22 protein-coding genes, 2 tRNA genes and 1 other RNA gene are annotated in these 23,688 nt (G+C 59.9%); 13 read left to right on the top strand and 12 right to left on the bottom strand.

Annotation, left to right across the window (positions count from 1 at the left end; all coding sequences use genetic code 11):
* Nucleotides 1-44 precede the first annotated feature (44 nt).
* On the top strand, nt 45-521 hold the full coding sequence (locus ACCW71_RS00125; protein WP_436368780.1) for a kinase inhibitor: 477 nt from the start codon (nt 45-47) through the stop codon (nt 519-521).
* Between the two features lie 46 nt (nt 522-567).
* Here ACCW71_RS00125 and pgl read toward each other — a convergent pair whose 3' ends face one another.
* A complete protein-coding gene (pgl, locus tag ACCW71_RS00120) occupies nt 568-1,563 on the bottom strand; it encodes a 6-phosphogluconolactonase (protein ID WP_436368779.1) in 996 nt (331 codons plus the stop codon).
* A 154-nt stretch (nt 1,564-1,717) separates the two neighbouring features.
* Between pgl and ACCW71_RS00115 the strand changes: the two genes are divergently transcribed.
* The gene (locus ACCW71_RS00115) at nt 1,718-2,536 is read left to right on the top strand and encodes a pyridoxal phosphatase (RefSeq protein WP_436368778.1); all 819 of its coding nucleotides are present in this window, start codon (nt 1,718-1,720) and stop codon (nt 2,534-2,536) included.
* Between the two features lies 1 nt (nt 2,537).
* On the opposite strand, the gene modC is transcribed toward ACCW71_RS00115, so the two are convergent.
* The 4 genes from modC to ACCW71_RS00095 form a co-directional block, all read right to left on the bottom strand.
* Entirely contained in the window at nt 2,538-3,596 is a 1,059-nt protein-coding gene (gene modC / locus ACCW71_RS00110; protein WP_436368777.1) for a molybdenum ABC transporter ATP-binding protein ModC, read from the bottom strand.
* Complete coding sequence (gene modB, locus ACCW71_RS00105; RefSeq protein WP_436368776.1) at nt 3,596-4,285, bottom strand: molybdate ABC transporter permease subunit; 690 nt, start codon at nt 4,283-4,285, stop codon at nt 3,596-3,598. Before modB ends, modC begins: the two co-directional genes overlap by 1 nt.
* The gene (gene modA, locus ACCW71_RS00100) at nt 4,282-5,055 is read right to left on the bottom strand and encodes a molybdate ABC transporter substrate-binding protein (RefSeq protein WP_436368775.1); all 774 of its coding nucleotides are present in this window, start codon (nt 5,053-5,055) and stop codon (nt 4,282-4,284) included. Before modA ends, modB begins: the two co-directional genes overlap by 4 nt.
* 155 nt (nt 5,056-5,210) lie before the next feature.
* Nucleotides 5,211-5,366 (bottom strand): AcrZ family multidrug efflux pump-associated protein, encoded by a 156-nt coding sequence (locus ACCW71_RS00095; RefSeq protein WP_436368773.1) that lies wholly within the window; start codon nt 5,364-5,366, stop codon nt 5,211-5,213.
* 139 nt (nt 5,367-5,505) lie between these two features.
* Here ACCW71_RS00095 and modE point away from each other — a divergent pair, with 139 nt between their 5' ends.
* The 6 genes from modE to gpmA all read left to right on the top strand — a co-directional run bounded on the left by modE (nt 5,506) and on the right by gpmA (nt 12,182).
* Nucleotides 5,506-6,288, top strand: coding sequence for a molybdenum-dependent transcriptional regulator (gene modE, locus ACCW71_RS00090; protein WP_436368771.1), 783 nt, complete (start codon nt 5,506-5,508; stop codon nt 6,286-6,288).
* 75 nt (nt 6,289-6,363) lie between these two features.
* Nucleotides 6,364-7,836 (top strand): molybdate ABC transporter ATP-binding protein ModF, encoded by a 1,473-nt coding sequence (modF, locus tag ACCW71_RS00085; RefSeq protein ID WP_436368770.1) that lies wholly within the window; start codon nt 6,364-6,366, stop codon nt 7,834-7,836.
* A 222-nt stretch (nt 7,837-8,058) separates the two neighbouring features.
* Entirely contained in the window at nt 8,059-9,105 is a 1,047-nt protein-coding gene (gene galT / locus ACCW71_RS00080; RefSeq protein WP_436368769.1) for a galactose-1-phosphate uridylyltransferase, read from the top strand.
* Entirely contained in the window at nt 9,102-10,250 is a 1,149-nt protein-coding gene (galK, locus tag ACCW71_RS00075) for a galactokinase (protein WP_436368767.1), read from the top strand. Before galT ends, galK begins: the two co-directional genes overlap by 4 nt.
* Nucleotides 10,244-11,278: a galactose-1-epimerase gene (galM, locus tag ACCW71_RS00070; RefSeq protein WP_436368766.1), complete on the top strand. Its 1,035-nt coding sequence runs from the start codon at nt 10,244-10,246 to the stop codon at nt 11,276-11,278. The genes galK and galM overlap by 7 nt, the downstream gene beginning before the upstream one ends.
* A 151-nt stretch (nt 11,279-11,429) precedes the next feature.
* On the top strand, nt 11,430-12,182 hold the full coding sequence (gene gpmA, locus ACCW71_RS00065; RefSeq protein WP_436368765.1) for a 2,3-diphosphoglycerate-dependent phosphoglycerate mutase: 753 nt from the start codon (nt 11,430-11,432) through the stop codon (nt 12,180-12,182).
* 60 nt (nt 12,183-12,242) lie between these two features.
* On the opposite strand, the gene aroG is transcribed toward gpmA, so the two are convergent.
* The gene (aroG, locus tag ACCW71_RS00060; RefSeq protein WP_436368764.1) at nt 12,243-13,295 is read right to left on the bottom strand and encodes a 3-deoxy-7-phosphoheptulonate synthase AroG; all 1,053 of its coding nucleotides are present in this window, start codon (nt 13,293-13,295) and stop codon (nt 12,243-12,245) included.
* A 287-nt stretch (nt 13,296-13,582) separates the two neighbouring features.
* Between aroG and ACCW71_RS00055 the strand changes: the two genes are divergently transcribed.
* The 4 genes from ACCW71_RS00055 to zitB all read left to right on the top strand — a co-directional run bounded on the left by ACCW71_RS00055 (nt 13,583) and on the right by zitB (nt 18,649).
* Complete coding sequence (locus ACCW71_RS00055) at nt 13,583-13,936, top strand: YbgS-like family protein (RefSeq protein WP_436368763.1); 354 nt, start codon at nt 13,583-13,585, stop codon at nt 13,934-13,936.
* Between the two features lie 99 nt (nt 13,937-14,035).
* On the top strand, nt 14,036-14,617 hold the full coding sequence (locus ACCW71_RS00050; RefSeq protein ID WP_436368761.1) for a response regulator: 582 nt from the start codon (nt 14,036-14,038) through the stop codon (nt 14,615-14,617).
* Complete coding sequence (locus ACCW71_RS00045) at nt 14,599-17,676, top strand: ATP-binding protein (RefSeq protein WP_436368759.1); 3,078 nt, start codon at nt 14,599-14,601, stop codon at nt 17,674-17,676. The genes ACCW71_RS00050 and ACCW71_RS00045 overlap by 19 nt, the downstream gene beginning before the upstream one ends.
* Nucleotides 17,654-18,649 carry a CDF family zinc transporter ZitB gene (gene zitB / locus ACCW71_RS00040; RefSeq protein WP_436368758.1) on the top strand — a complete coding sequence of 332 codons (996 nt, stop codon included), beginning with the start codon at nt 17,654-17,656 and terminating at the stop codon, nt 18,647-18,649. Before ACCW71_RS00045 ends, zitB begins: the two co-directional genes overlap by 23 nt.
* Here zitB and pnuC read toward each other — a convergent pair.
* From pnuC to ACCW71_RS00025, 3 genes are all read right to left on the bottom strand, one after another.
* On the bottom strand, nt 18,643-19,365 hold the full coding sequence (gene pnuC / locus ACCW71_RS00035) for a nicotinamide riboside transporter PnuC (RefSeq protein WP_436368757.1): 723 nt from the start codon (nt 19,363-19,365) through the stop codon (nt 18,643-18,645). The two genes, zitB and pnuC, sit on opposite strands and share 7 nt — an antisense overlap.
* Nucleotides 19,366-19,389: 24 nt before the next feature.
* Nucleotides 19,390-20,451, bottom strand: coding sequence for a quinolinate synthase NadA (nadA, locus tag ACCW71_RS00030; RefSeq protein WP_436368756.1), 1,062 nt, complete (start codon nt 20,449-20,451; stop codon nt 19,390-19,392).
* Nucleotides 20,452-20,577: 126 nt separating this feature from the next.
* Nucleotides 20,578-21,108, bottom strand: a complete 531-nt coding sequence (locus ACCW71_RS00025; RefSeq protein WP_436368755.1) for a methylated-DNA--[protein]-cysteine S-methyltransferase — start codon at nt 21,106-21,108, stop codon at nt 20,578-20,580.
* Between the two features lie 159 nt (nt 21,109-21,267).
* Here ACCW71_RS00025 and ACCW71_RS00020 point away from each other — a divergent pair, with 159 nt between their 5' ends.
* A complete protein-coding gene (locus ACCW71_RS00020; protein ID WP_436368754.1) occupies nt 21,268-22,740 on the top strand; it encodes an AlkA N-terminal domain-containing protein in 1,473 nt (490 codons plus the stop codon).
* Between the two features lie 435 nt (nt 22,741-23,175).
* Here the strand turns inward: ACCW71_RS00020 and ACCW71_RS00015 are convergent.
* The 3 genes from ACCW71_RS00015 to ACCW71_RS00005 form a co-directional block, all read right to left on the bottom strand.
* Nucleotides 23,176-23,309, bottom strand: a non-coding RNA gene (locus ACCW71_RS00015) — RtT sRNA.
* A gap of 43 nt (nt 23,310-23,352) precedes the next feature.
* Nucleotides 23,353-23,428: transfer RNA gene (locus tag ACCW71_RS00010), tRNA-Lys, on the bottom strand.
* A gap of 43 nt (nt 23,429-23,471) precedes the next feature.
* Nucleotides 23,472-23,547: transfer RNA gene (locus ACCW71_RS00005), tRNA-Lys, on the bottom strand.
* Between the last annotated feature and the right edge of the window lie 141 nt (nt 23,548-23,688).

Raw genomic sequence — 23,688 nt, 5'->3', positions numbered from 1 at the left:
TTGGCTATGATGAAAGGCTATTCATCGACAGCGAAGGAGATGTGATGCGCATTTTTAGTCAGGATTTTAATGACGGCGAGAAGATGCCTGAAAAGCATGTTTTCAACGGCATGGGGTATCAGGGCGAGAATATCTCTCCCCATCTTGCCTGGGAAGACGCGCCGGAAGGCACCAAAAGTTTTGTTGTGACCTGCTACGATCCTGACGCGCCGACCGGCTCTGGCTGGTGGCATTGGGGGGTCGCCAACATTCCGGCCAGCAGCACGTCACTGCCGCAGGGTGCCGGTTCCGGTAAAGCCTCACTGCCAGCGGGTGCCGTGCAGACACGCACCGATTTCGGTCAGGCGGGCTACGGCGGCGCGGCACCGCCTCCGGGCGAAACCCATCGCTACATTTTCACCGTGCATGCGCTGGATGTGGAGACGATTGAGGTTGATGAAGGTGCCAGTGGCGCGATGGTCGGCTTTAATGTCCATTTCCACGCGCTGGCGAGCGCCTCGCTGACCGTGAACTACCAGTAATTACGCCGCTCCTCTCCCGTGCGGGAGAGGAGCATTCAGTGGCCTGCTACGCCTGCAACTGATGGATCACCACCCACATCGGTCCCTGCCCCACCGCATAACGTCCCAGCGGCTGTAACAGCCCTTTGGGTTCGGTAATACGATAAACTTCAATGTGATGTGATTTCTGTCCCGCCGCCACCAGATAGCGCCCGCTGTGATCGATATTAAAGCCGCGCGGCTGGGTTTCGGTTGGCTGGAATCCTTCCAGCGTCAGATGATCGCCCTTATCGCTGACGCTGAAGACCGCCAGCGTGCTGCTGGTGCGATCGCAGGCGTAGAGGAAACGGCCATCCGGTGTCAGATGAATATCCGCCGCCCAGCGCGTGCCGCTGAAGTCCGGCGGCAGAATGTCCAGCGTCTGCACCCGCGCCGCGCCATCGTTGCTTAGCGCCCAGACGTCGACGGTGCTGTCGAGTTCGTTGACGCAATAAGCGTACTGGCCGTTGGGATGGAACTGCATATGACGTGGCCCCGCGCCCGCCACGGTGTTCACCTGCGCAGGCTCGCGCGGCGTCAGCTGACCGTCCGCGCCCAGCGTAAACAGGCAGATGCGATCCTGCTTGAGCGCCGGTACATAGAGCGTCTGGTTGTCATTGTCGATATTGGCGGAGTGACACCCTTCCAGACCGTGGATCACCTGCAACGGCGCCTGCGGTAACCCCTGTTCATCAATCGGGCTGACGCTGACGCAGGCGTCATTGTAGGAGCCACAGAACAGGAACTGACCGCGGCGATCGGTCGAGATGTGGGTCGGGCTGCCGGGCAGCGGGGCCTGGCCCGCTTCGGTCAGCGTGCCATCTTCGGCAATGCGAAACGCCAGCACGCGAAAATTGGGACGCACACCGACATAGAGAAAATCGCGGTTCGGACTCACCACCATCGGCTGAACCTGTCCGGCGACATCCGTCACCTGAAGCAGCGTCAGCGCGCCCTCTTCATTCATCTGCCAGACATGGATCTGCTGGCTCTCGGGACTGGCGGTGTAGACAACTTGTTTCATGCATTCTCCTTGTTTGCGGCTGATCAGAGTCTGTGAGTCACTGTAGCGCGTTTTATTGCCCTGCGCTGGAATCATTTGTGCCCTGCTTTTTGTCTCCGGGCCGCGGTCAGGTGTAGACTTGAGGCTTCGCTAAGCTACCCGAACGGAAGGATTAATGCGCTATCGTGTAATCGCCCTCGACCTCGACGGCACGCTGCTGACCCCAGCCAAAACCATTCTGCCGCAGTCTGTCGAAGCGTTAAATAAAGCCCGCCAGGCCGGTGTTCACGTCGCTATCGTGACCGGACGCCACCACTGCGCCATCCATCCTTTTTATCAGACGCTACAGCTTGATACGCCCGCCATCTGCTGTAATGGCACCTATCTGTATGATTATCAGCAGAAAAAGGTGCTGGCGTCCGATCCCCTCGACCCTCAGCTGGCGTTGCAGGTGATTGAGATGCTGGATCAGCAGCAGATCCACGGTCTGCTCTATGTGGATGATGCGATGCTCTATCAGACCCCGACCGGGCACGTGATGCGCACCCTGAAGTGGGCCGAATCGCTGCCCGCTCACCAGCGTCCGCTGTTCCGCCAGGTGCCCGATCTGGCTCAGGCGGCACGCGAGGCGGGATCGATCTGGAAATTTGCGCTGTCGCACAGCGACACCACTGAACTGCAACAGTTTGCCAGCCGGGTTGAGGCGGAGCTGGGTCTGGCCTGCGAATGGTCCTGGCACGATCAGGTGGATATTGCCAAAGGCGGTAACAGCAAAGGTAAACGGCTGGCGCAGTGGGTCGATTCACTGGGGCTGAGCATGTCCGATGTGATCGCCTTTGGCGATAACTACAACGATCTCAGCATGCTGGAAAGCGCCGGGCTGGGCGTGGCGATGGGCAATGCCGACGAGGCGATTAAAGCGCGGGCGAAAAAAGTGATCGGCACCAACCTGGAAACCGGTATCGCCGATACGCTCTATCAGTTCGTGTTGTAAATCAGGGCGTCACTGAGACGCTTTTGATCTGGGCATAGAGCCACTGATCCGGCCGGATGCCCAGCTCATCCCGCGCCCAGGGCGTGATGCGCGCCCAGAGTTCGCTGATGCCGATGCGCAGCTTCACCTCTACCTGATCCCCGACCTCCACCAGCTCCACCACCTGCGCCGGTAAAATGTTGCGGATCGAGCTGTTGTGCGGCGGTTGCAGCGCCAGCGAGACGTCGGCCGAGGCGATGCGGATGCGCAGCGGCGTCTTTAGCGGCTGATTAACCCGGCTGACCCAGATATGTTGATCGCCCAGCGACAGCGCGGTCATTGGATAGTCGGGATGCTGCTCCAGCACCTGCACCCGCAGCACGCTGGTCAGCTCGCTCATCGGCAGCCAGGGCCGCATGGCGCTGCTGCTCCAGACCCGCTCCAGCGGGCCAAAGGCTTTCACTTTACCCGCGTCCAGCACCAGCACGTTATCAGCCAGTTGCAGGATCTCCTCCAGGCTATGGGAGACGTAGAGCATCGGAATATCGACCTGCTTCGCCAGCTTTTGCAGATAAGGCATCAGCTCACGTTTGCGCGGCAGATCCAGCGACGCCAGCGGCTCATCCAGCAGCAGCATATCGGGTGCGGTCAGCAGTGCCCGGCCAATCGCCACCCGCTGCTTTTCACCGCCCGACAGCGACAGCGGAAAACGCGGCAGCAGCGCCTCCAGACCCAGCAGCGAAACCAGGGTATCAAACTGCGCTTTCATCTTAGGTGCCATGCCATATTGCAGGTTGCCGCGTACCCGGTAGTGCGGGAACAGCCGCGCATCCTGAAACACATAGCCGATACGGCGCTTTTCGGGCGGCAGTGCAATCTTCTGCTCCGCATCAAACAGCAGGCGGTCATGCAGCTGGATGCGCCCCTGCTGCGGCTGGGTCAGCCCGCTGATGGCGTTGATCAGTGAGGTTTTCCCCGCCCCGGAGACGCCGAAAATCGCGGTGATCCCTTTGGCGGGAATTTGCAGGTCAATCTCCAGCTGGTGGTCACCCAGCTGCTGCATAAAGTTGAGTGATAACATCAGTTTCCCATCCGCTTACGGCCTGAACGGGCCAGCCATTCAGACACCAGCAGCGACGCCAGCGCCAGCACGATAGCGATCACGCAGAGTCGTGCCGCCGCCCCTTCCGCGCCGGGGGTCTCAATCAGGGTATACATCGCCAGCGGAAGGGTGCGCGTCTCGCCGGGAATATTGGAAACAAAGGTAATGGTGGCGCCGAACTCGCCCAGCGAACGGGCAAAGGCCAGCACCGTGCCGACAATCACGCCGGGCAGGGTCAGCGGCAGGGTGATGGTGAAAAAGACCCGCCAGCGTCCGGCCCCCAGGGTGCGCGCCGCCTGCTCCAGCCGGCTATCCACCGCCTCCAGCGCCAGCCGGATGGCGCGAACCATCAGCGGAAAGGCGACCACCGCCGACGCCAGCGCCGCGCCGCGCCAGCTAAAGGCAAAGCTGAAGCCGAACCAGTCATAGAGTTTTTCACCGATCACGCCGCGCCGCCCCAGGCCAAGCAGCAGCAGATAGCCGACCACCACCGGCGGCAGCACCAGCGGCAGGTGGATCAGGCTGTCGAGCAGCGCTTTGCCGGGAAAATGGCAGCGCACCAGAATCCACGCCATCAGGATGCCAAACGGCAGACTGCCCAGCACGGCTATGCCAGAGACTTTCAGGCTAAGCAGTACCGCCTGCCATTCGGGATCGCTAAGTATCATTTCGTGGGTGTGAATCCGTAATGTGTAAATATCGCCGCGGCCTGCGGTCCTTTGAGGTACTGATAAAAAGCCTTAACGGCAGCACTGTCGCGATCTTTAACCATCGCCATCGGATATTCCACCGGTTTGTGACTGGTTGCCGGAAAACGTCCCACCACCTGCACCTTGTCACTGGCCACGGCATCCGAGCCATAAACAATGCCATAAGGCGTTTCGTTACGCTCAACTAGCGCCAGCGCGGCCCGCACATTATTGGCGCGCGCCAGCACAGGCGCCACGCTCTGCCAGGCCCCCAGCTTTTGCAGCGCCTCTTTCGCGTAGATGCCCGCCGGAACGTGATCGGGATCGCCCACCGCCAGACGTTCACCGCGCAGCAGGGTTTTCCAGTCGGTCTGCTGATCCAGCGTCACCGCGTGGGTGGCGGCACTGCGCGGGGCAATCAGCACCAGATCGTTACCCAGCAGGGTATAACGGCTAGGCTCAATGACGCTCTTTTTCGCCACCGCGTCATCCATCCACTGCTGATCGGCAGAGATAAACAGGTCGGCAGGCGCGCCCTGCTCGATCTGGCGCGCCAGGGTTGAAGAGGAGGCGAACGAAGAGACCACCTTAACCCCTTTTTCCTGCTGATAACGGCTGGCAATATCCTGCATGGCGTTGGTCAGCGAGGCGGCGGCAAACACCGTAATGTTATCGGCGGCCATCGCCTGTCCGGCCAGCGAGACGGTGACCAGCGCCGCCGCGCCCCAGCGAGTGTAATTCAGTGACATAATCTTCTCCGGTTAGTCGTTGTGTAACGGATAATACAACGCTGTTCTGGAGGCTGTCAGGAAATTATCGGCAGGATTGCGGGAAGATTGAGGTGAGTCAGATTACGGCAGGATAAAAACCACCACGCCCGCGCAGAAGGCGGGCGTGACAGTTATTAATTGTGCGTGCGGGCGGTGGATTTGTCGCGATGACCCAGTTTAGAGAAGATGTTAAACACTTCACCGAGGCCATAAATCATTCCGAGTATCAGCGCCATGACCACCGGGATCATCAGCACGGCGATGGCGAGGCTTTTAAGTAATTCCAGCATGGAGAGTCTCACTCAGCGAACAAAAAAGTGATTGTAACGGGTCAGGAAAAATTTGCGCAGCCCTTTTCGTGCTTTTACTCTGGTCACCCAACGCCGCTATTATCGGCCAGTTACGCCTCAACCCTTTGCCGGAGCTGTCATGCAAGCCGAACTATCCCTTCATATCCGTCTGCAACAGAAACTGTTTGCCGATCCGCGTCGCATTGAGCTGCTGAAACGGGTGCAGCAGACCGGGTCGATCAGTCAGGGGGCAAAGCTGGCGGGCATCAGTTATAAAAGCGCCTGGGATGCGATTAATGAGATGAACCAGCTGGCGGATGAAACCCTGGTCGAGCGGGCAACCGGCGGCAAAGGCGGCGGCGGCGCGACGCTGACCCGCTACGGTGAACGCCTGATTCAGCTGTTTCAGCTGATGGAGCAGATCCAGCAGAAAGCCTTTAATGCGCTGCAACAGGATACCCTGCCGCTCGACAGTATGCTGGCGGCCATCGCCCGCTTTTCGTTGCAGACCAGCGCGCGCAATCAGCTGTTTGGCAGCGTGGTCAGCAACGATGCGCGGCAGGTGGTGCAGCATCTGACCATTTTACTGGCCGATGGCGTCACCCGCCTCCAGGTGGCGCTGACCGAGCGCAGTGCCGATCGTCTGCACCTGGCGGCGGGCAAAGAGGTGCTGGTGCTGATCAAAGCGCCCTGGATCAGCATCAGTCGCCAGGCGGCGGAGCAGGATAATCAGCTGACCGCGACGGTCAGCGCCATTGAGCCCGGCGAGCAGGCCAGTGAAGTGCTGATGCAGCTGAGCAGTGGCGAAACCCTGTGCGCCACCCTGAGCAACGAACGGGCACAGCAGCTGAATCTGCAACCGGGCGATCGCGTCATCGCCAGTTTCAATGCGGAACACGCCATCGTCGCCACCCTGCTGTAACCCGCGCGGCTGATTTGACTTCACCGCGGCCAATGGTTACAACTCAGGGACACGATGCAGAAAATGGAACAGATCATGGCTTCATTGCACATTTCGCAAGGCACGTTTCGTCTTAGCGATACCCGGATACTGACCCTGAATCAGGCTGAGCTGCAATCCGGCGAGAGCTGGGCCTTTGTTGGTGCCAACGGCAGCGGGAAATCGTCGCTGGCGCGGGTGCTCTCCGGTGAACTTGCGCCGCTGTCAGGCAGGGTCAGCAGCGATTTCAGCCGACCTGTCCGGCTGTCGCTGGAGCAGTTGCAGGCGCTGGTGGCCGAGGAGTGGCAGCGTAACAACACCGATATGCTGAGCGAAGGTGAAGAGGATACCGGGCTGACGGTGGCAGAGGTGATCCAGGCCGAGGTACAGCAGCCTGAGCGCTGCGACCGGCTGGCACAGCAGTTTGGTATTGAAGCCCTGCTGTCGCGCCGCTTCAAATATCTCTCAACCGGCGAAACCCGCAAAACCCTGCTCTGTCAGGCGCTGATGAGCCAGCCGGATCTGCTGATTCTGGATGAGCCGTTTGACGGGCTGGATGTGGCGTCGCGCGCCAGCCTGACAGAGACGCTGCGCAGCCTGCAACAGCCTGACTTTACCCTGGTGCTGGTGCTTAATCGCTTTGACGATATTCCCGATTTCATTCAGCAGGTTGGCGTGCTGGCGGAGTGCACCCTCACCCACAGCGGGCCGCGTCAGACCATTCTGGCGGAGGCGCTGGTGGCACAGCTGGCACACAGTGAACAGCTGGCTGGCATGGCGCTGCCCGAGGCAGACGCGCCGGATCAGCTGCCGTCGCTGGCGGATGACGCGCCGCGCGTTATCCTGCGCAACGGCACCGTCTCGTATCACGATCGCCCCGTGATTCAGGGACTGAACTGGCAGGTGAACGCTGGCGAGCACTGGCAGATCATCGGTCCGAACGGGGCGGGTAAATCGACCCTGCTCAGCCTGGTGACCGGCGATCATCCGCAGGGCTACAGCAACGATTTAACCCTGTTTGGCCGTCGGCGCGGCAGTGGTGAAACCATCTGGGATATTAAGCAGCATATTGGCTATGTCAGCAGCAGCCTGCATCTCGATTACCGCGTCAGCACCAACGTCCGCACGGTGATCCTGTCGGGCTTTTTCGACTCCATCGGCCTGTATCAGGCCGCCTCTGACCGGCAGAAAGCGCTGGCCCGGCAGTGGCTGGCGCTGCTCGGCATGGACAATGCGCTGGCTGACGCGCCCTTCCACAGTCTCTCCTGGGGACAGCAGCGGCTGGTGTTGATCGCCAGGGCGCTGGTTAAGCACCCTACGCTGCTGATTCTGGATGAGCCTTTGCAGGGGCTGGACCCGATTAACCGTCAGCTGGTACGCCGCTTTGTCGATGTGCTGATCGGCGAAGGACGCACTCAGCTGCTGTTTGTTTCCCATCACGCTGAGGATGCGCCCGCCTGCATCACCCATCGCCTTAGCTTTATCGCTCAGGATGGCGGCTATCGCTATCAGCAGGAGCAGCTCCGCTAATCCTCCCCGACGCCGCTGCCGCGGCGTTTTATCACCTCATGTGTAACCGCTACCATTACGCACCCTGTTTCTTTGCTCCCTTGCGTGCTTAACGCCACTGAATAAGAATATTCAGCTTGTGTAAACGATACCATTTATCCAGACTTGATCACGCTTTCGGCCGCGCTGATGTGCTACTTTTTATCGATGCCTTTTGGCTTTTGACGCTTACCAGGATTCAACATGGAAAAATTTAACCCGGTCGATCATCCGCATCGCCGTTACAATCCACTGATTGATCAATGGATTTTAGTTTCACCTCACCGGGCTAAACGCCCGTGGCAGGGCGCGCAGGAGACCCCGGCGGTCAACACCTTACCGTCGCACGACCCGGACTGCTTCCTCTGCGCCGGAAATACCCGCATTACCGGCGATAAGAATCCTGACTACCGCGGCACCTACGTCTTTACCAACGACTTTGCCGCGCTGATGACCGATACGCCTGACGCGCCAGAGAGTGACGATCTGCTGATGCGCTGTGAAAGCGCGCGCGGCACCAGTCGGGTGATCTGCTTTTCACCCGACCACAGCAAGACCCTGCCGGAGATGTCGCTGAGCGCTCTCGAAGAAGTCGTGCGCACCTGGCAGCAGCAGACCGCCGATCTCGGTCAGCACTATCCCTGGGTGCAGGTATTTGAGAACAAAGGCGCGGCGATGGGCTGCTCCAACCCGCATCCGCATGGTCAGGTCTGGGCCAACAGCTTCCTGCCGAATGAAGCGCAGCGCGAAGATGACCACCAGCGCAACTATTTCGCCAGACATGGCTCACCGATGCTGGTGGATTACCTGGCCCGTGAGCAGCAGGATGGCAGCCGTAGCGTGGTGGAAACCGATCACTGGCTGGCGGTGGTGCCGTGGTGGGCTGCCTGGCCCTTTGAGACCTTGCTGCTGCCAAAAGCGCACGTCAGACGGCTGACCGATCTCAATGAGGCGCAGCGCAGCGATCTGGCGAAAGCGCTGAAACTGCTGACCAGTCGTTACGACAACCTGTTCCAGTGCTCTTTCCCTTACTCAATGGGCTGGCACGGCGCACCGTTTAACGGTGAAGCTAATGACCACTGGCAGCTGCACGCCCACTTCTATCCGCCGCTGCTGCGTTCCGCAACGGTGCGTAAATTTATGGTTGGCTATGAAATGCTGGCCGAAACCCAACGCGATTTAACGGCGGAACAGGCGGCGGAACGTCTGCGTTCTGTCAGCGACGTTCACTTCCGTGAGGCACAACAATGAGCTTAAAAACCATCACGCAGCAGATTTTCTCTGAAACCTTTGGTTACGCCGCCACCCATACCATTCAGGCACCGGGCCGCGTCAATCTGATTGGCGAGCACACCGACTATAACGACGGTTTTGTGCTGCCCTGTGCCATCGACTACCAGACGGTGATCGCCTGTGCCCGCCGTGACGACCGTCAGGTGCGGGTGGTCGCGGTCGATTATGACAACGCGCAGGATACCTTCTCGCTGGATGAAGAGATTGTCAGCGTGCAGGAACCGATGTGGGCCAACTATGTGCGCGGCGTGGTGAAACATCTGCAACAGCGCCACGCTGATTTCGGCGGCATCGATATGGTGATCAGCGGCAACGTGCCGCAGGGCGCGGGCCTCAGCTCATCGGCCTCGCTGGAAGTGGCGGTCGGCACCGTGGTGCAGCAGCTCTATGATCTGCCGCTGGATGGCGCAGCGATTGCGGTCAATGGTCAGGAAGCAGAGAACCAGTTCGTCGGCTGTAACTGCGGCATTATGGATCAGCTGATCTCCGCGCTGGGCCAGAAAGATCACGCCATGCTGCTCGACTGCCGCACCCTGGGGACGCGCCCGGTGTCGATGCCGGAAGATGTCGCGGTGGTGATCATCAACTCTAACTTCCGCCGCAACCTGGTCGGCAGTGAATACAACACCCGCCGCGAACAGTGTGAAGCGGGCGCGCGTTTCTTTAACAAAAAAGCGCTGCGTGATGTGGAACTGGCTGAGTTTGACGCGGCGCAGGCGCAGCTGGACCCGCAGGTGGCAAAACGGGTGCGTCACGTCCTGACCGAGAACGCCCGCACGCTGGAAGCGGCCGATGCGCTGAGCCGCGGCGATCTGAGCCGCATGGGTCAGCTGATGGCGGAGTCGCACGCCTCGATGCGTGACGACTTTGAGATCACCGTGCCGCCCATCGACACGCTGGTTGAGATCGTGAAAGCGCAAATCGGCGAGCGCGGCGGTGTACGCATGACCGGCGGCGGCTTTGGCGGCTGTATCGTCGCGCTGATGCCGCTCGATCTGGTCGATCAGGTGAAAGCCGCTGTCGCGGAGCAGTATGAAGCGCAGACCGGCATCAAAGAGACCTTCTACGTCTGCAAAGCGTCTGAAGGAGCCGGCCAATGCTAAACGACGTCAACTCCCATGCGCCTGACGGCCAGCCGTGGCGCATCACGGTGCTGCGCAATGCCAACGGCATGCTGGCGACCTTTATGGACTGGGGCGCGACCTGGCTCTCCGCCCGCGTGCCGATGCAGGATGGCACGGTGCGCGAAGCGCTGCTCGGCTGCGCCACGCCCTCTGACTATCTGCATCAGGATGCCTATCTCGGTGCCACGGTTGGCCGCTACGCCAACCGCATCGCCGGAGCGAAACTCAACAAGCTGAATCGTCAGCTGGTGGCGAATCAGGGTGCACATCAGCTGCATGGCGGGCCGGAAGGTTTTGATAAACGCCGCTGGCAGATTGTCAGCCAGTCGGAGAGTGAGGTGCACTACCGGCTCGATTCACCGGATGGCGATCAGGGCTATCCCGGTAATCTGATTGCCGATCTGCATTATCAGCTGGATGACCAGAACTGCCTGAGCATCCGCTATGAGGTGCGCTGCGATCAGCCCTGCCCGGTCGGCCTGACCAACCACGCCTACTTTAACCTTGATGCGCATCATGGCGACGCCCGCCAGCATCGCTTACAACTGCACGCCGACCATTATCTGCCGGTCGACAGCGAGGGCATTCCGAACGCGCCGCTGAAAGCCGTCGCCGGGACCAGTTTTGATTTCCGTCAGGGCAAAGTCGTGGCGCAGGATTTCCTGGCAGACGACGACCAGCGGGCGGTGAAGGGCTATGACCATGCGTTTCTGCTCAACAGCGCCGGTGACGACACCCAGCCTGCGGCGGAACTCTGGTCGGAAGATGGCAGGCTGCAACTCAGTGTGACCACCTCGGCACCGGCGTTGCAGTTCTATTCCGCGAACTATCTGGCGGGCACCCGTGCCCGTGAGCAGGCGAGCTATACTGCTTTTCAGGGCATTGCGCTGGAGAGTGAATTTTTACCAGATTCGCCTAATCACGCTGAGTGGCCGCAGCCCGATTGCTGGCTACAGCCGGGAGATTGCTGGGAATCGGTGACGCGCTATCGCTTTACGCCACGCTGAGCCGCCGGCTGAAAAACGCGCAGTGCGTCACACACAGGCTTACGCGCTGCCCGCTTTTCCGCTATGGTATGGCGCAACGGGCTCGCCTCTCAGGCGGGCAGCAGCAGGTTTCCATTCTCACAGAAACATCACAGTATTAAGGAGTTAAGCTATGGCTGTAACTAAGCTGGTTCTGGTGCGACACGGCGAAAGCCAGTGGAACAACGAAAACCGCTTTACCGGTTGGTATGATGTTGACCTTTCTGAAAAAGGTCGTGGCGAAGCCAAATCAGCGGGTCAGCTGCTGAAGAAAGAGGGCTTTGTTTTTGATTTCGCTTACACCTCAGTACTGAAGCGTGCGATTCACACGCTGTGGAGTGTGCTGGATGAGCTGGATCAGGCCTGGCTGCCGGTTGAGAAAACCTGGCGTCTGAACGAGCGTCACTACGGTGCGTTGCAGGGGCTGGATAAAGCGGAAACCGCTGCCAAATATGGTGATGAGCAGGTTAAGCAGTGGCGTCGCGGCTTTGCCGTAACCCCACCTGAGCTGGATCGTTCGGATGAACGTTTCCCTGGCCACGACCCGCGTTACGCTTCACTGACCCAGGATCAGCTGCCTACCACTGAAAGCCTGGCGCTGACCATTGACCGCGTGATCCCTTACTGGAACGACACCATTCTGCCGCGCATCAAAAGCGGTGAGAAAGTGATCATTGCCGCCCACGGCAACTCACTGCGTGCGCTGGTGAAATATCTGGATAACCTGAGCGAAGATGAGATCCTCGAACTGAACATCCCAACCGGCGTTCCGCTGGTTTATGAGTTCGATGAAAACTTCAAACCGCTGAAACGCTACTACCTGGGCGACCAGGATGAGATTGCCGCGAAAGCCGCAGCCGTAGCGAACCAGGGTAAAGCGAAGTAATTCCGCGCTGAAAGACAAAAAGGCCAGACGCAAGTCTGGCCTTTTTTATGCGCTGCGCACTCAGCCGCGGCGCTGTTTAACCGCTGCCGCCAGCTGACGCAGTACCTTGTCAGTATCTTCCCAGCCGATACAGGCATCGGTAACGCTTTTGCCATAGACCAGCGGCTCACCGCTCTCCAGGCTCTGATTGCCTTCCACCAGATGGCTTTCAATCATCACGCCGACAATCGCCTGCTCGCCGTTGATCAGCTGCTGTGCGACATCATTTGCGACATCCATCTGCCGCTGGAACTGCTTGCTGCTGTTGGCGTGGCTGAAGTCGATCATCACCTGCTGTGGCAGGCCCGCTTTAGCCAGACCCGCTTTCACCTCAGCCACATGCTGCGCGCTGTAGTTTGGCTCTTTGCCGCCACGCAGAATGATATGGCAGTCGCCGTTGCCGCTGGTTTCCACAATCGCCGAGTGACCATATTTGGTGACCGACAGGAAGCAGTGCGGTGAACCGGCGGCGTTGATCGCGTCGATAGCGACTTTAATCGTGCCATCGGTGCCGTTTTTAAAACCGACCGGACAGGAGAGCCCGGACGCCAGCTCACGGTGTACCTGCGATTCGGTGGTGCGTGCGCCGATCGCGCCCCAGCTCATCAGATCAGCCACATATTGTGGGGTGATCATATCCAGAAACTCGCCCGCCGCCGGTAAGCCGCTGTCGTTGATCTCCAGCAGCAGTTTGCGCGCCAGGCGCAGACCGTCATTCAGCTGATAGCTGCCATCCATATAGGGGTCGTTGATCAGCCCTTTCCAGCCGACCGTGGTGCGTGGTTTTTCAAAATAGACCCGCATCACCACTTCCAGCTCGCCTTTCAGCTCATCACGCAGCGCCAGCAGGCGGCTGGCGTACTCTTTCGCCGCCTCGGTATCATGGATAGAGCAGGGGCCAATCACCACCAGCAGACGATCGTCCTGACCCTGCAAAATGTGGTGAATCGCCTGACGCGCCTGTGACACCGTCCGGGCTGCGCGCTCGGTGGCCGGGAATTTTTCGAGCAGTGCGACTGGCGGCAGCAGCTCTTTAATCTCTTTGATGCGTAAGTCATCATTCTGGTAATTCATACTGATTCCATATTATTTCTGGCCCGGCGCCCGCCAGGCACAACCTGCCCAATGTAGCCCGAAGCGCCTGGGGTGTAAATTCCCGCCGCGCGGTAAATGTGCGGGTGATATTTGCATTAATCAGGTTAGCGACTAGACTTTTTAAAGGTAAGCACTGAAGAACATCCCGCTTACACGATTAAATCACCCAGTTTAAGCCAACCGGCGAATTTTATTTCGTCCGGGACTTTTTTACCCAAAATAGCACCTCTGGGCTCAAAGCACCTTCATTGATTAATGGGAGCATAATGATGAAAAAGTTCGCCTTACTCTTTTTAACAGCAGCAATGACACTGAGCAGTGGCGCGGTACTGGCCAACAACGGCACTTCTAACCAGGCGGCTGACGCGGGTGCGGTAGCCGGTGGCGCGAAAGAGAATCTCGCCCCCAATAAGGTCGATAACAGCAAAATTAATAACACCGGCACTAATACTAATCCGGCGACGGCGGGCAGCACCACCAGCAGCGGTAATATGTCTGCTAACGAAATCGACCAGAACAGCCAGTGTAAAGATGGCAAATGTCCCAACATCAACCGCAAAGTTGAGACCAAAGTGGGTGGCGGTGACGTGAACACCAAAACCGACGGCACCACGCAGTAATTCCGATTCACCAGGAGAGCAGCCGCTCTCCTGGGTTTTTCTCCCCTCTGCCCCACTCTTCCGCTATGCTGAACCTGTGAAAATGACAGGGAACCCTTCATGGCTGTATTGCTTCTGATTGATGATCATCCGCTGGTTGAAGTGGCGCTTGAAGCTGCGCTCAGTCAATCCCCGATTCCGGTTCAGCTCAAATCTGCCAGCAGTGAACAGGCGGCCCGCCCTTTCCTTCAGCAGCCGCTGGATATTATCGTGCTGGATATTGGGCTGCCCGACGGCGATGGTCTGGAAATTCTGCGCCGTCTGAAGATCCATCTGCCCGACTGCCCGGTACTGATCTACTCCGCCCAGCAGACCCGGCACTATCTGCGTCGGGCGCAGGCGCTGGGGGCCGCCGGTTACGTGGTGAAGAGCCAGCGCATGGCCCAGCTGCTCAGCGCGATTCTGGCGGTGCTGGGCGGACAGACCGCCTTTCCGCTGATGGAAGATGAACCGGAGTTGCCGCTGACTCAGAAAGAGCGCCAGATCCTCGCCCTGCTGGCCAGCGGCTTATCCAATCTGCAAATCGCCGCCCAGCTGCATATCAGCAACAAAACGGTCAGCACCCATAAAAAGAACATCCTGGAAAAAACCGGCGCGCGTTCGGTGGTGGAACTGGCCGATCTGTGGAAAGCGCAGTCGTGAGATACGCGCTACTCCTGCTGTTGCTGTTGTGCGGCTCGGTTCTGGCGGAAGTCCGCCCGGTGAGCAGCGTCAATCTGCCGATGATGCTGCCGGTCACCCATGCCGAAGCCATGCAGGGCCGCATGTTGCGTGTCGGGCTGCTGGAGGAGAACCATGCGCCCTGGGCGATGCGTATCGGCAACGATCTTTACGGCATCAATGCCGACTATCTTTCGGCGCTGCGTCAGCTGACCGGTGCCCAGTTCACTCTTAGCCTCTATACCGATTCGTCGCAACTGATGCTGGCGCTGAACAGCGGCCAGATCGATTTTGCGCTCGGTATGCTGGCTGCACCACTGCCGGACGGCACACTCAGCAGTGACACCTGGTACAGCAGCCCGCTGCGCATCTACCGCAATCAGCAGAACCAGCGCGCCGTAATGTTTAACAGCCAGAATGCGCAGCTGGCCATCAGTGACACCACCCTGGCGCAGCTGCCGCCCGCCCTGGCCGCCCGCCATCGCTGGCGGCACTACAGCAGCGATCTCCAGGCGCTCTATACCCTGCTGAATCAGCAGAACGATTATGTGGTGGCGGATGAGACCAGCGCCGGGTTTCTGCTCAGCCAGTTGCAGCAGGGGCAGATTTATCAGATCGCCTCGCCGATTGATGCCGGACAGCTCAACCTGCGGGCGGTGGCGCGCGACCCCGAGCTGATTAGCTGGATTAATCAAAGTCTGCGCCAGCTGCCGGCGGAGCTGATGAACAGCCTCCAGGCGCGCTGGAGCAGTACGCTGCCGCGCTATCAGGACACCCAGACCCTGATGCTCAGCCCGGCGGAACGCGCCTGGATTGCTGCCCATCCGCGTCTGCGCTACACCGCCGAACCCGACAACTATCCGTGGAGTTACCGCGACAGCAACGGCACGCCGCGCGGTTATGGCGTGGAGCTGCTGAAGGTGATCGCGCAGAGTACCGGGCTGCAATTTGAACCAGTCTGGGTGAATAATCCCGGTCAGGCCAGCACGCGGGTCGCTCAGCAGCAGGCGATGCTGCAACTGATGCAGCCGCTCAACGGCGATGCGATGCAGAGTACCTCACTGCCAGTTTGGCGCGCCTTGTGGGGCGTTTACAGCGTCCGCGATGAGACCCTGACGCAGTGGCGCGATCTGCGCGGCAAACGGGTCGGCGTGTTGCAGGACGATCTGGCGCTGCGTCTGCTGCCAGACGATCTGCACCCGCAGCTATTTGTCGATCGCAATGCGCTCTATGACGCGCTGGCCAGCGGGCAGATCGATGCGCTGGTCGATAACGTATTGTCAGCACGCTGGCGGATTGCCAGCCGTGACGATGCGCGTATTCACCTCGCCTTTGCCGCCAGCGACATCGCCTGGCCGATCGCGCTGGGGGTGACGCCTGACCAGCCGCTGTTACGCGCCCTGCTCGATCGGGCGTTACAGCAGATCCCGGCTGAAACCCAGAGCCAGATGCGCGACAGCTGGTCGACCCCGCCGCAGCCCGGCAGCGTGATGGTGATGCGGTCGCTGCCGATGATGGTGCTGCTGCTGGCGGGCGCAGCGATTGCGCTGCTGCTGTTACTGCTGGCGCGGCGCTACTGGCAGCAGCGCCGCGAGCGTCAGCAGCGTGAGCAGGCGGAGCACGCCAATGCGATGAAGAGCCAGTTTCTGGCGACCGTCAGCCATGAGCTGCGCACCCCGATGCAGGCGATCCTCGGCCTGCTGGAGCTGGAGAAACAGCAGCACAGCAGTCAGAACCTGACGCTGCTGCACAGCAGCGCGCAATCTTTGCTGACCCTGCTGAACGATTTGCAGGACCATGCGCGCATTGAGAGCAACAGCTTTACCCTGGCACCCCGCCCGCTGGCGCTGCGGCAGTGGCTCGATCAGCAGCAGCACTTTTACCACCCCTTAATGCGCGCGGAGGGGCCACGGCTCGTCGTTGAAGCGCTGACGCCGCTGCCGGAAGTGATTGTGATCGACGCCGATCGCCTGCAACAGGTGGTCAACAATCTGATGACCAATGCACTGAAATTCACCCGCCAGGGCGAAATTCACCTGAGTCTGGCGGCGCAGCCGCCGCAGCTGATCCTGACGGTGAGCGACAGCGGCAGCGGAATTCCGCCAGAGGAGCAGCAGAAGCTGTTTGATCCCTGGTATCAGGCTCCCTCCGGCAAGTCCGTTTCGGTGCAGGGCAGCGGCCTTGGGCTGTTTATCTGCCGCGAAATGGTGCTGCGCATGGGAGGCGACATCCGGCTGACCTCGCAGCCCGGCCACGGCACCCAGGTGACGGTCACGCTGCCGTTGCAGATCGGCGATCCACTCAGCGGCGCAGACGAAAGCCAGCTGCCCACCTTCCCGCAGTTGCGGGTAGCGATTGTGGACGATCACCCGACTAACCTGCTGGTGATGCAGCAGCAGCTGGCGCGTTTTGCGATTCAGGCGGATATTTTTGAACAGGGGCGTGCTTTATTGCAGGCCGATGCGCAGCAGCCTTACGATCTGCTGTTTATCGACCAGATGATGCCGCGGCCCGACGGCACGCTGCTGCTGCGACTACTGCGCCGGCGTGACCGTCAGCGCGGCCGTCAGGCGATGCGGGTGCTCTGCTCCGCCGATGCCCAGCTGCTGTCGCGACCGATGGCGGCACGGGAGCGTGTACTGATTAAACCGGTGCAGCTGGCCGATCTCAGCGCGCTGCTGGCAGAGTGGCAGGATGATCCGCTGGCGGGGCTGGATGACAATCTGTGGCAACTGGCGCAGCAGAATGACAAATTTCTCAGCCGGTTGAGCCAGACGCTTTGTAACACCGTCTCTCAGGATCTGGCGATGATGAAGGAGGCGCGGGAGTCCGAAGCCTGGGCGCAGTTTGCCGAAGCGGCACACCGGATGAAAGGCAGCTGGCTGCTGGTGGGGCTGGAGCAAGGCGCACAGCTCAGTCAGCAGCTGGCGGAACAGGCCAGACAGCATCAGGACACCTCTGAAGCCTGGCAATTACTGATAACATTAGCGAACAGGCTACTGAAAAAACTGGAATCTTATGGCACATACCCACACTCATAGCGGGCAGGATAGTAATCGCACGCGCCTGGCGGCCGCCTTCGGGGTGACCGCCGTTTTTATGGTTGCCGAAGTCATTGGCGGCTGGCTCTCAGGTTCCCTGGCGCTGCTGGCGGATGCCGGACATATGCTGACCGACGCGGCGGCGCTGCTGATGGCGTTGCTGGCGGTGCAGTTCGCGCGCCGTAAACCCAACGCGCGCCACACCTTTGGCCTGCTGCGGCTGACGACCCTCGCCGCCTTTGTCAACGCCATCGCGCTGCTGGCGATAACGGCGCTGATCGTCTGGGAGGCGGTGCGCCGCTTCGCCGATCCGCAGCCGGTCACTGGTGGGCTGATGCTGGGGATCGCCATCGCGGGCCTGCTGGCGAACCTGCTGTCGTTCTGGATGCTGCATCACGGCAGCGGAGAGAAGAATCTCAACGTGCGGGCGGCGGCGCTGCATGTAATGGGCGATCTGCTCGGCTCGGTCGGCGCTATCGTGGCGGCTGTCATTATTCTGCTGACCGGCTGGACCCCTATCGATCCGATTCTGTCGCTGCTGGTCTCGCTGCTGGTATTGCGCAGCGCCTGGGCGCTGCTGCGTGAGAGTCTGCTGGAGTTACTGGAGGGGGCACCGCGTTCGCTGGATGTGAACCGGGTGGTGCGGGATTTAACCCTGAACATCGCCGAAGTGCGCAATGTGCATCATGTTCATCTGTGGCAGGTGGGTGAAAAACCGCTGCTGACGCTGCATGTGCAGGTGATCCCGCCCTACGATCATGACGCGCTGCTGCACCGTATTCACGACTACCTGCGTCAGCACTATCAGATCGCCCATGCCACCGTGCAGATGGAGTATCAGCCCTGCCGCGGGGCGGAATGTGAACTCAGCTTCAGCGGCGTAGCTGCCGGTCATCACGGCCACCAGCACGCCGCTTCACACGGCCACGATCACTCCCATGATCACGAACACGCCAAAGAGCACACTCACTGAGCCGACAGCGCGCGGGAACCCTGTTGCCGCGCGCTGCGGATCCACATCCTGGAGCCATTCAGCGCGATCAGCGTCAGAATGGCATATTCCAGCGACATCGCGTAGACGCCCTGGCGCGCAAAGATCATCACGCTAATCACATTGATGATCACCCACAGCAGCCAGTTCTCCACATATTTGCGCGTCATCAGAATCATCGCCGCAATCGACAGCACCATCATGCAGGAGTCCCAGAACGGGAACGCATCCGGCTGTAACACGGGCATCGCCACTGACAGCCCCAGCCCGTTCATCAGCGTTACCGCCGCCCGGGTTAACAGCGCAAAGACCGGATCGATATAGAGGGTCATCAGCGCAATCGCCAGAATGCAGCCCGCTCCCCACGCCAGCGCTTTTGGCAGCGGCAGCCAGCGAATCTTCAGCGCCGCCTGATGATCGGAGGTCTGCCGGCTCCAGGCGTACCAGCCATAGATATTGGCCGCAAAGAAGAACAGCTGTAGCAGCAGGCTGGCGTAGAGCTGAATCTGGAAGAAGATCACCGCGAACAGCGTGACGTTAATCAGGCCAAAGGGATAGTTGATGATCTTTTCCAGGCTGGCAAACCAGATGCAGAGTAAGCCAGCCAGCGTGCCGATAGCCTCAATCCATGAGAGATCGTAGCCACCGGCCCCCAGCGGAATGTGAACCAGAATATTGTGTGTGCTGAAGAAGTCCATGCCGGGCACCTGTCAGGAAAACGCTCAGGCGTTTCCCTTCACGTTGAGTTTAAGTTCTGCTGCAAAGGATAGCATGCGGTTCAGTGGCCGTAACGCCGCCTCACGCAGCGTTTCCTCAACCCCGATTTCATGATCCGCCCCGCCCGACTCCAGCGCCTCGGCAATCGCCTTAAGGCCATTCATCGCCATCCACGGACAGTGGGCGCAGCTGCGACAGGTGGCCCCCTCACCGGCGGTGGGCGCTTCCAGCAGCTCTTTGTCGGGCACCGCCTGCTGCATTTTGTAAAAGATGCCGCGATCGGTGGCGACAATCATCTGCGGATGCGGCAGCGAGCGGGCGGCCTGGATCAGCTGGCTGGTGGAGCCGACCGCATCCGCCAGATCGACAATCGCCTGCGGCGACTCAGGATGCACCAGCACCGCCGCGTCGGGATAGAGCGCTTTCATGCGCTGCAACGCCTGGGTTTTGAACTCGTCATGCACAATACAGGCGCCCTGCCAGCACAGCACATCCGCCCCCGATTTCTGTGTCACGTAGCGGCCAAGATGACGATCCGGTGCCCAGATGATCTTTTCGCCCAGGCTGTCGAGGTGCTCAATCAGCTCGACCGCAATGCTGGAGGTCACCACCCAGTCCGCCCGCGCTTTCACCGCCGCCGAGGTATTGGCGTAGACCACCACTGTGCGATCAGGATGAGCATCGCAGAAAGCGTTGAACTCCTCAATCGGACAGCCGAGATCCAGCGAACACTCCGCCTGCAAGGTGGGCATCAGCACGGTTTTCTCCGGGCTGAGGATTTTGGCGGTTTCACCCATAAAGCGTACGCCCGCCACCAGCAGCGTGGTGGCCGGGTGAGAGCTGCCAAAACGCGCCATCTCCAGCGAGTCCGAGACACATCCACCAGTCTCTTCAGCCAGCGCCTGAATTTCCGGGTCGGTGTAGTAGTGCGCCACCATCACCGCATTGCGCGCTTTCAGCAGCGTCTTAATCTTCTCGCGGTAATAAGTTTTCTCATCGTCATTCAGACGGGCGGGTTTCGGCGGAAACGGGTAAACAGCGCTCTCAGGGTCAAACATCACACTCATGACACAGCTCTCGTTTTATGTAATTAACGAAAATCGCCTTATGAGGCGACTTATGGCGTTCAATCCGCCATCGTGTTTTATATGCTAAACACGATAACGGAAAAGCCAGCCGCTGTCGTGGGATATTTACTCTGCCGCTCTTTCATGCGCAGCGGCGGCATCCGCCAGCGCCAGCACGGCCTGTGGCGCCTCCAGCGCCAGCAGAAAGGCTTTAATATCCAGTCCGCCAGCAAAGCCGGTGAGCTTGCCGTTGGACCCAATCACCCGGTGACAGGGCGCGACAATCGAGAGTGGATTGCGGCCATTGGCGGCCCCGACCGCGCGTACCGCCAGCGGATGACCGATCTCCCGCGCGATCTGACTGTAGCTGCGCGTTTCGCCAAACGGGATCGCCACCAGCGCCTGCCACACTTTTTTCTGGAATTCAGTGCCGACAAAATCGAGCGGCAGCTCAAAACAGCGACGCGCACCGGCGAAATATTCCCGCAGCTGCCGCTCGGTTTCGTTCAGAATCGGATGATCGTCATCGCGCGTTTGTGGCAGAAAGCGGGTGCGCTTCGGATCGTCGTTTTCCCATAAAATGCCCGCCAGGCCGCGATCGCTGGCAACCAGTTTCAGCTCGCCCACCGGGGTGACTATCGGTTTGAAGTAATACATGGTGACTCTCCCCTCACTGTTCGTTCGCCTATTATCCCACTTTTTATTCCCCTGACTGGCTGTTTTCGGTCAGGTAGCTAAAACTGTTGTGCTGTCCGAAAACAGCCAGTCAGCCGGAGATTGCCGGTGTAGGCTGCGCCTATTTGCCGGAGAAATACCATGCTCGATCCCGAAATCGCCTATCAGGCGCTGACGTCACGTGATACCCGCTTCGACGGCGTATTCTTTGTCGGCGTCACCTCAACCGGCATCTACTGTCGTCCCATCTGCCCGGTTAAAGCGCCGATGCAGAAGAACTGTCTGTTTTTCAGCAGCGCCGAAGCGGCGGAGAAAGCCCGCTTCCGCCCCTGCCTGCGCTGCCGGCCCGAACTGGCACCGGGCAACGCCCCGGTTGACCAGCCGCACCGCGTGGCGGACCGGCTGATTCAGCGCATCGAAGAGGGGATGCTGGAGCAGCGCGAAGGGCTGGAGGCGATCGCCGCTGAGTTCGGCCTCAGCCTGCGTCAGCTGCGCCGCATCGTGCAGCAGGAGCTGGGCGTTTCACCGCTTGAGCTGAAGCAGACGCGGCGTATGCTGCTGGCCAAGCAGCTGCTGACCGAGACGCAACTGCCGGTGACGGAGGTCGCCTACGCCAGTGGCTTCAGCAGCCTGCGCCGCTTTAATGATGTGTTTCAGACGCGCTATCGCATGACGCCGAGTGCGCTACGCCGGGAAGGTGGCGCAACGCGCCAGCAGCCGGGCGACAGCCTTACGCTGCGGCTCGCCTATCGGCCGCCCTATGACTGGGACGCCATGCTCTGGTTTTTACAGACGCACCTGATGAAGGAAGTTGAGGCGGTGGAGGATGGCAGCTGGCGGCGCACCGTGGCGCTGGGCCGCTGTCGCGGCTGGGTCAGCGTTTGTGATTTACCGCAGAAGAGTGCCTTGCAGGTGACCTTTTCCACCTCGCTGACGCCGGTGCTGCCGCTGCTGCTACGCCGCCTGCGCGATCTGTTTGATCTCGACGCGCAGCCGCAGCGTATCGCCGCCTGTCTGTCACAGGACGCGCTGCTGGCCCCCAGCCTGCTTTCTCACCCTGGCCTGCGCGTACCTGGCGCGTTTGACGCTTTTGAGCTGGGGGTGCGCGCTATTATCGGCCAGCAGGTGACGGTGAAAGCCGCGACCACGGTCAGCAGTCGTTTTGCCGCCGCCTTTGGCGAGCCTTGTGAGACGCCGTTCGCCGATCTGACCCGTTACACCGCGCTGCCTGAACGCATCGCCGGGCTGACGGTAGACGAGGTTGCGCCGTTAGGGATTGTCAGCGCCGCGCGCTCCCGCGCCATTATCTCCTTTGCCAGAGCCTGTGCCAGCGGAGATCTGCGCCTCAGCGCCGCTCAGCCACCAGACGAGGTGATCAAAAAACTGGTCAGCCTGCCGGGCATTGGTCCCTGGACCGCGCATTATATCGCAATGCGTGCTCTGCGCTGGCCGGATGCCTTTCCCAAAGAGGACATCGCTATCCGTAATAATCTCGGCGGCATGACGTCGAGAGAAGCGGAGGCGCGGTCGCAATCCTGGCGTCCCTGGCGCAGCTATGCGGTGATGCATATCTGGGAGAGCCTCGCGGTGGCGAAGACAAAGAAAAAGCCGTGACGGCGTGTATGCAGTTGAAATCTAACGGCAACGCAGAAGCTCAACGCGCAGGGAACGGGGTCAGAAGAGGAAAGCGTCCCGCGCCAGAGACGGCGCGGGCCGAGCGGCCAGGGATTGGCATTAGCGCCTTTCCGATCTGACCCCCTTCCCTTGCGTAGGCTCGCTCTCACCGCTGGCGGGAGTAAGCTACCAGACTGATGACAAAGCCCAATCAGAGCAATTCTAACCGCAGCGGGTAAGCTCAACGCGCAGGGAACGGGGTCAGAAGAGGAAAGCGTCCCGCGCCAGGGACGGCGCGGGACGAGCGGCCAGGGATTGGCATTAGCGCCTTTCCGATCTGACCCCGTTCCCTGCGCAGGCTCGATCTCACCGCTGGTTATTGGCTTCCGTACCGCAGAATCGAAAAAAGCGCCCAAAGGGCGCTTTTTTCTTAATTGGTGGGTCGTGCAAGATTGCCCCGGCCCATCCTGGGCCTCGCCCTTCGGGTGATGCTGACGCATCAGCCTGAATCGCCTGGCGATTCAGTCGGACCTGCGGCAGGTTCTCATCCTGCACGTTTAACCGCGTGCTCTGAAAACGAAAAAAGCGCCCAAAGGGCGCTTCTTTCTTAATTGGTGGGTCGTGCAGGATTCGAACCTGCGACCAATTGATTAAAAGTCAACTGCTCTACCAACTGAGCTAACGACCCGCTGGGGGCTTACAACCGTTCAGCATATCAGGCTGAAATAAGATGGTGGGTCGTGCAGGATTCGAACCTGCGACCAATTGATTAAAAGTCAACTGCTCTACCAACTGAGCTAACGACCCATCTTAGGTTGTGAAGCAATGCTGAATTCTTCTGAAAACCGCGCGGTCACAGCGCGTCTGACGGAAGATGGTGGGTCGTGCAGGATTCGAACCTGCGACCAATTGATTAAAAGTCAACTGCTCTACCAACTGAGCTAACGA

Source organism: Pantoea sp. C2G6, from assembly GCF_051336815.1.
In the GTDB taxonomy this organism is placed as follows: domain Bacteria; phylum Pseudomonadota; class Gammaproteobacteria; order Enterobacterales; family Enterobacteriaceae; genus Pantoea.
Note: the sequence above shows the minus strand (reverse complement) of the source record. Positions and strands in the feature narration are given on the sequence as shown.

Excerpts from the sequence above, each read along its gene's own strand:
- ACCW71_RS00115 (WP_436368778.1), top strand. The coding sequence starts at position 1,718 with ATGCGCTATCGTGTAATCGCCCTCGACCTCGACGGCACGCTGCTGACC.
- modE (WP_436368771.1), top strand. The coding sequence starts at position 5,506 with ATGCAAGCCGAACTATCCCTTCATATCCGTCTGCAACAGAAACTGTTT.
- galK (WP_436368767.1), top strand. The coding sequence starts at position 9,102 with ATGAGCTTAAAAACCATCACGCAGCAGATTTTCTCTGAAACCTTTGGT.
- ACCW71_RS00025 (WP_436368755.1), bottom strand. The coding sequence starts at position 21,108 with ATGTATTACTTCAAACCGATAGTCACCCCGGTGGGCGAGCTGAAACTG.
- ACCW71_RS00125 (WP_436368780.1), top strand. The coding sequence starts at position 45 with ATGCGCATTTTTAGTCAGGATTTTAATGACGGCGAGAAGATGCCTGAA.
- modB (WP_436368776.1), bottom strand. The coding sequence starts at position 4,285 with ATGATACTTAGCGATCCCGAATGGCAGGCGGTACTGCTTAGCCTGAAA.
- aroG (WP_436368764.1), bottom strand. The coding sequence starts at position 13,295 with ATGAATTACCAGAATGATGACTTACGCATCAAAGAGATTAAAGAGCTG.
- nadA (WP_436368756.1), bottom strand. The coding sequence starts at position 20,451 with ATGAGTGTGATGTTTGACCCTGAGAGCGCTGTTTACCCGTTTCCGCCG.
- galT (WP_436368769.1), top strand. The coding sequence starts at position 8,059 with ATGGAAAAATTTAACCCGGTCGATCATCCGCATCGCCGTTACAATCCA.
- ACCW71_RS00050 (WP_436368761.1), top strand. The coding sequence starts at position 14,036 with ATGGCTGTATTGCTTCTGATTGATGATCATCCGCTGGTTGAAGTGGCG.
- ACCW71_RS00020 (WP_436368754.1), top strand. The coding sequence starts at position 21,268 with ATGCTCGATCCCGAAATCGCCTATCAGGCGCTGACGTCACGTGATACC.
- pgl (WP_436368779.1), bottom strand. The coding sequence starts at position 1,563 with ATGAAACAAGTTGTCTACACCGCCAGTCCCGAGAGCCAGCAGATCCAT.
- ACCW71_RS00095 (WP_436368773.1), bottom strand. The coding sequence starts at position 5,366 with ATGCTGGAATTACTTAAAAGCCTCGCCATCGCCGTGCTGATGATCCCG.
- zitB (WP_436368758.1), top strand. The coding sequence starts at position 17,654 with ATGGCACATACCCACACTCATAGCGGGCAGGATAGTAATCGCACGCGC.
- pnuC (WP_436368757.1), bottom strand. The coding sequence starts at position 19,365 with ATGGACTTCTTCAGCACACACAATATTCTGGTTCACATTCCGCTGGGG.
- modC (WP_436368777.1), bottom strand. The coding sequence starts at position 3,596 with ATGTTATCACTCAACTTTATGCAGCAGCTGGGTGACCACCAGCTGGAG.
- ACCW71_RS00055 (WP_436368763.1), top strand. The coding sequence starts at position 13,583 with ATGATGAAAAAGTTCGCCTTACTCTTTTTAACAGCAGCAATGACACTG.
- gpmA (WP_436368765.1), top strand. The coding sequence starts at position 11,430 with ATGGCTGTAACTAAGCTGGTTCTGGTGCGACACGGCGAAAGCCAGTGG.
- modA (WP_436368775.1), bottom strand. The coding sequence starts at position 5,055 with ATGTCACTGAATTACACTCGCTGGGGCGCGGCGGCGCTGGTCACCGTC.
- galM (WP_436368766.1), top strand. The coding sequence starts at position 10,244 with ATGCTAAACGACGTCAACTCCCATGCGCCTGACGGCCAGCCGTGGCGC.
- modF (WP_436368770.1), top strand. The coding sequence starts at position 6,364 with ATGGCTTCATTGCACATTTCGCAAGGCACGTTTCGTCTTAGCGATACC.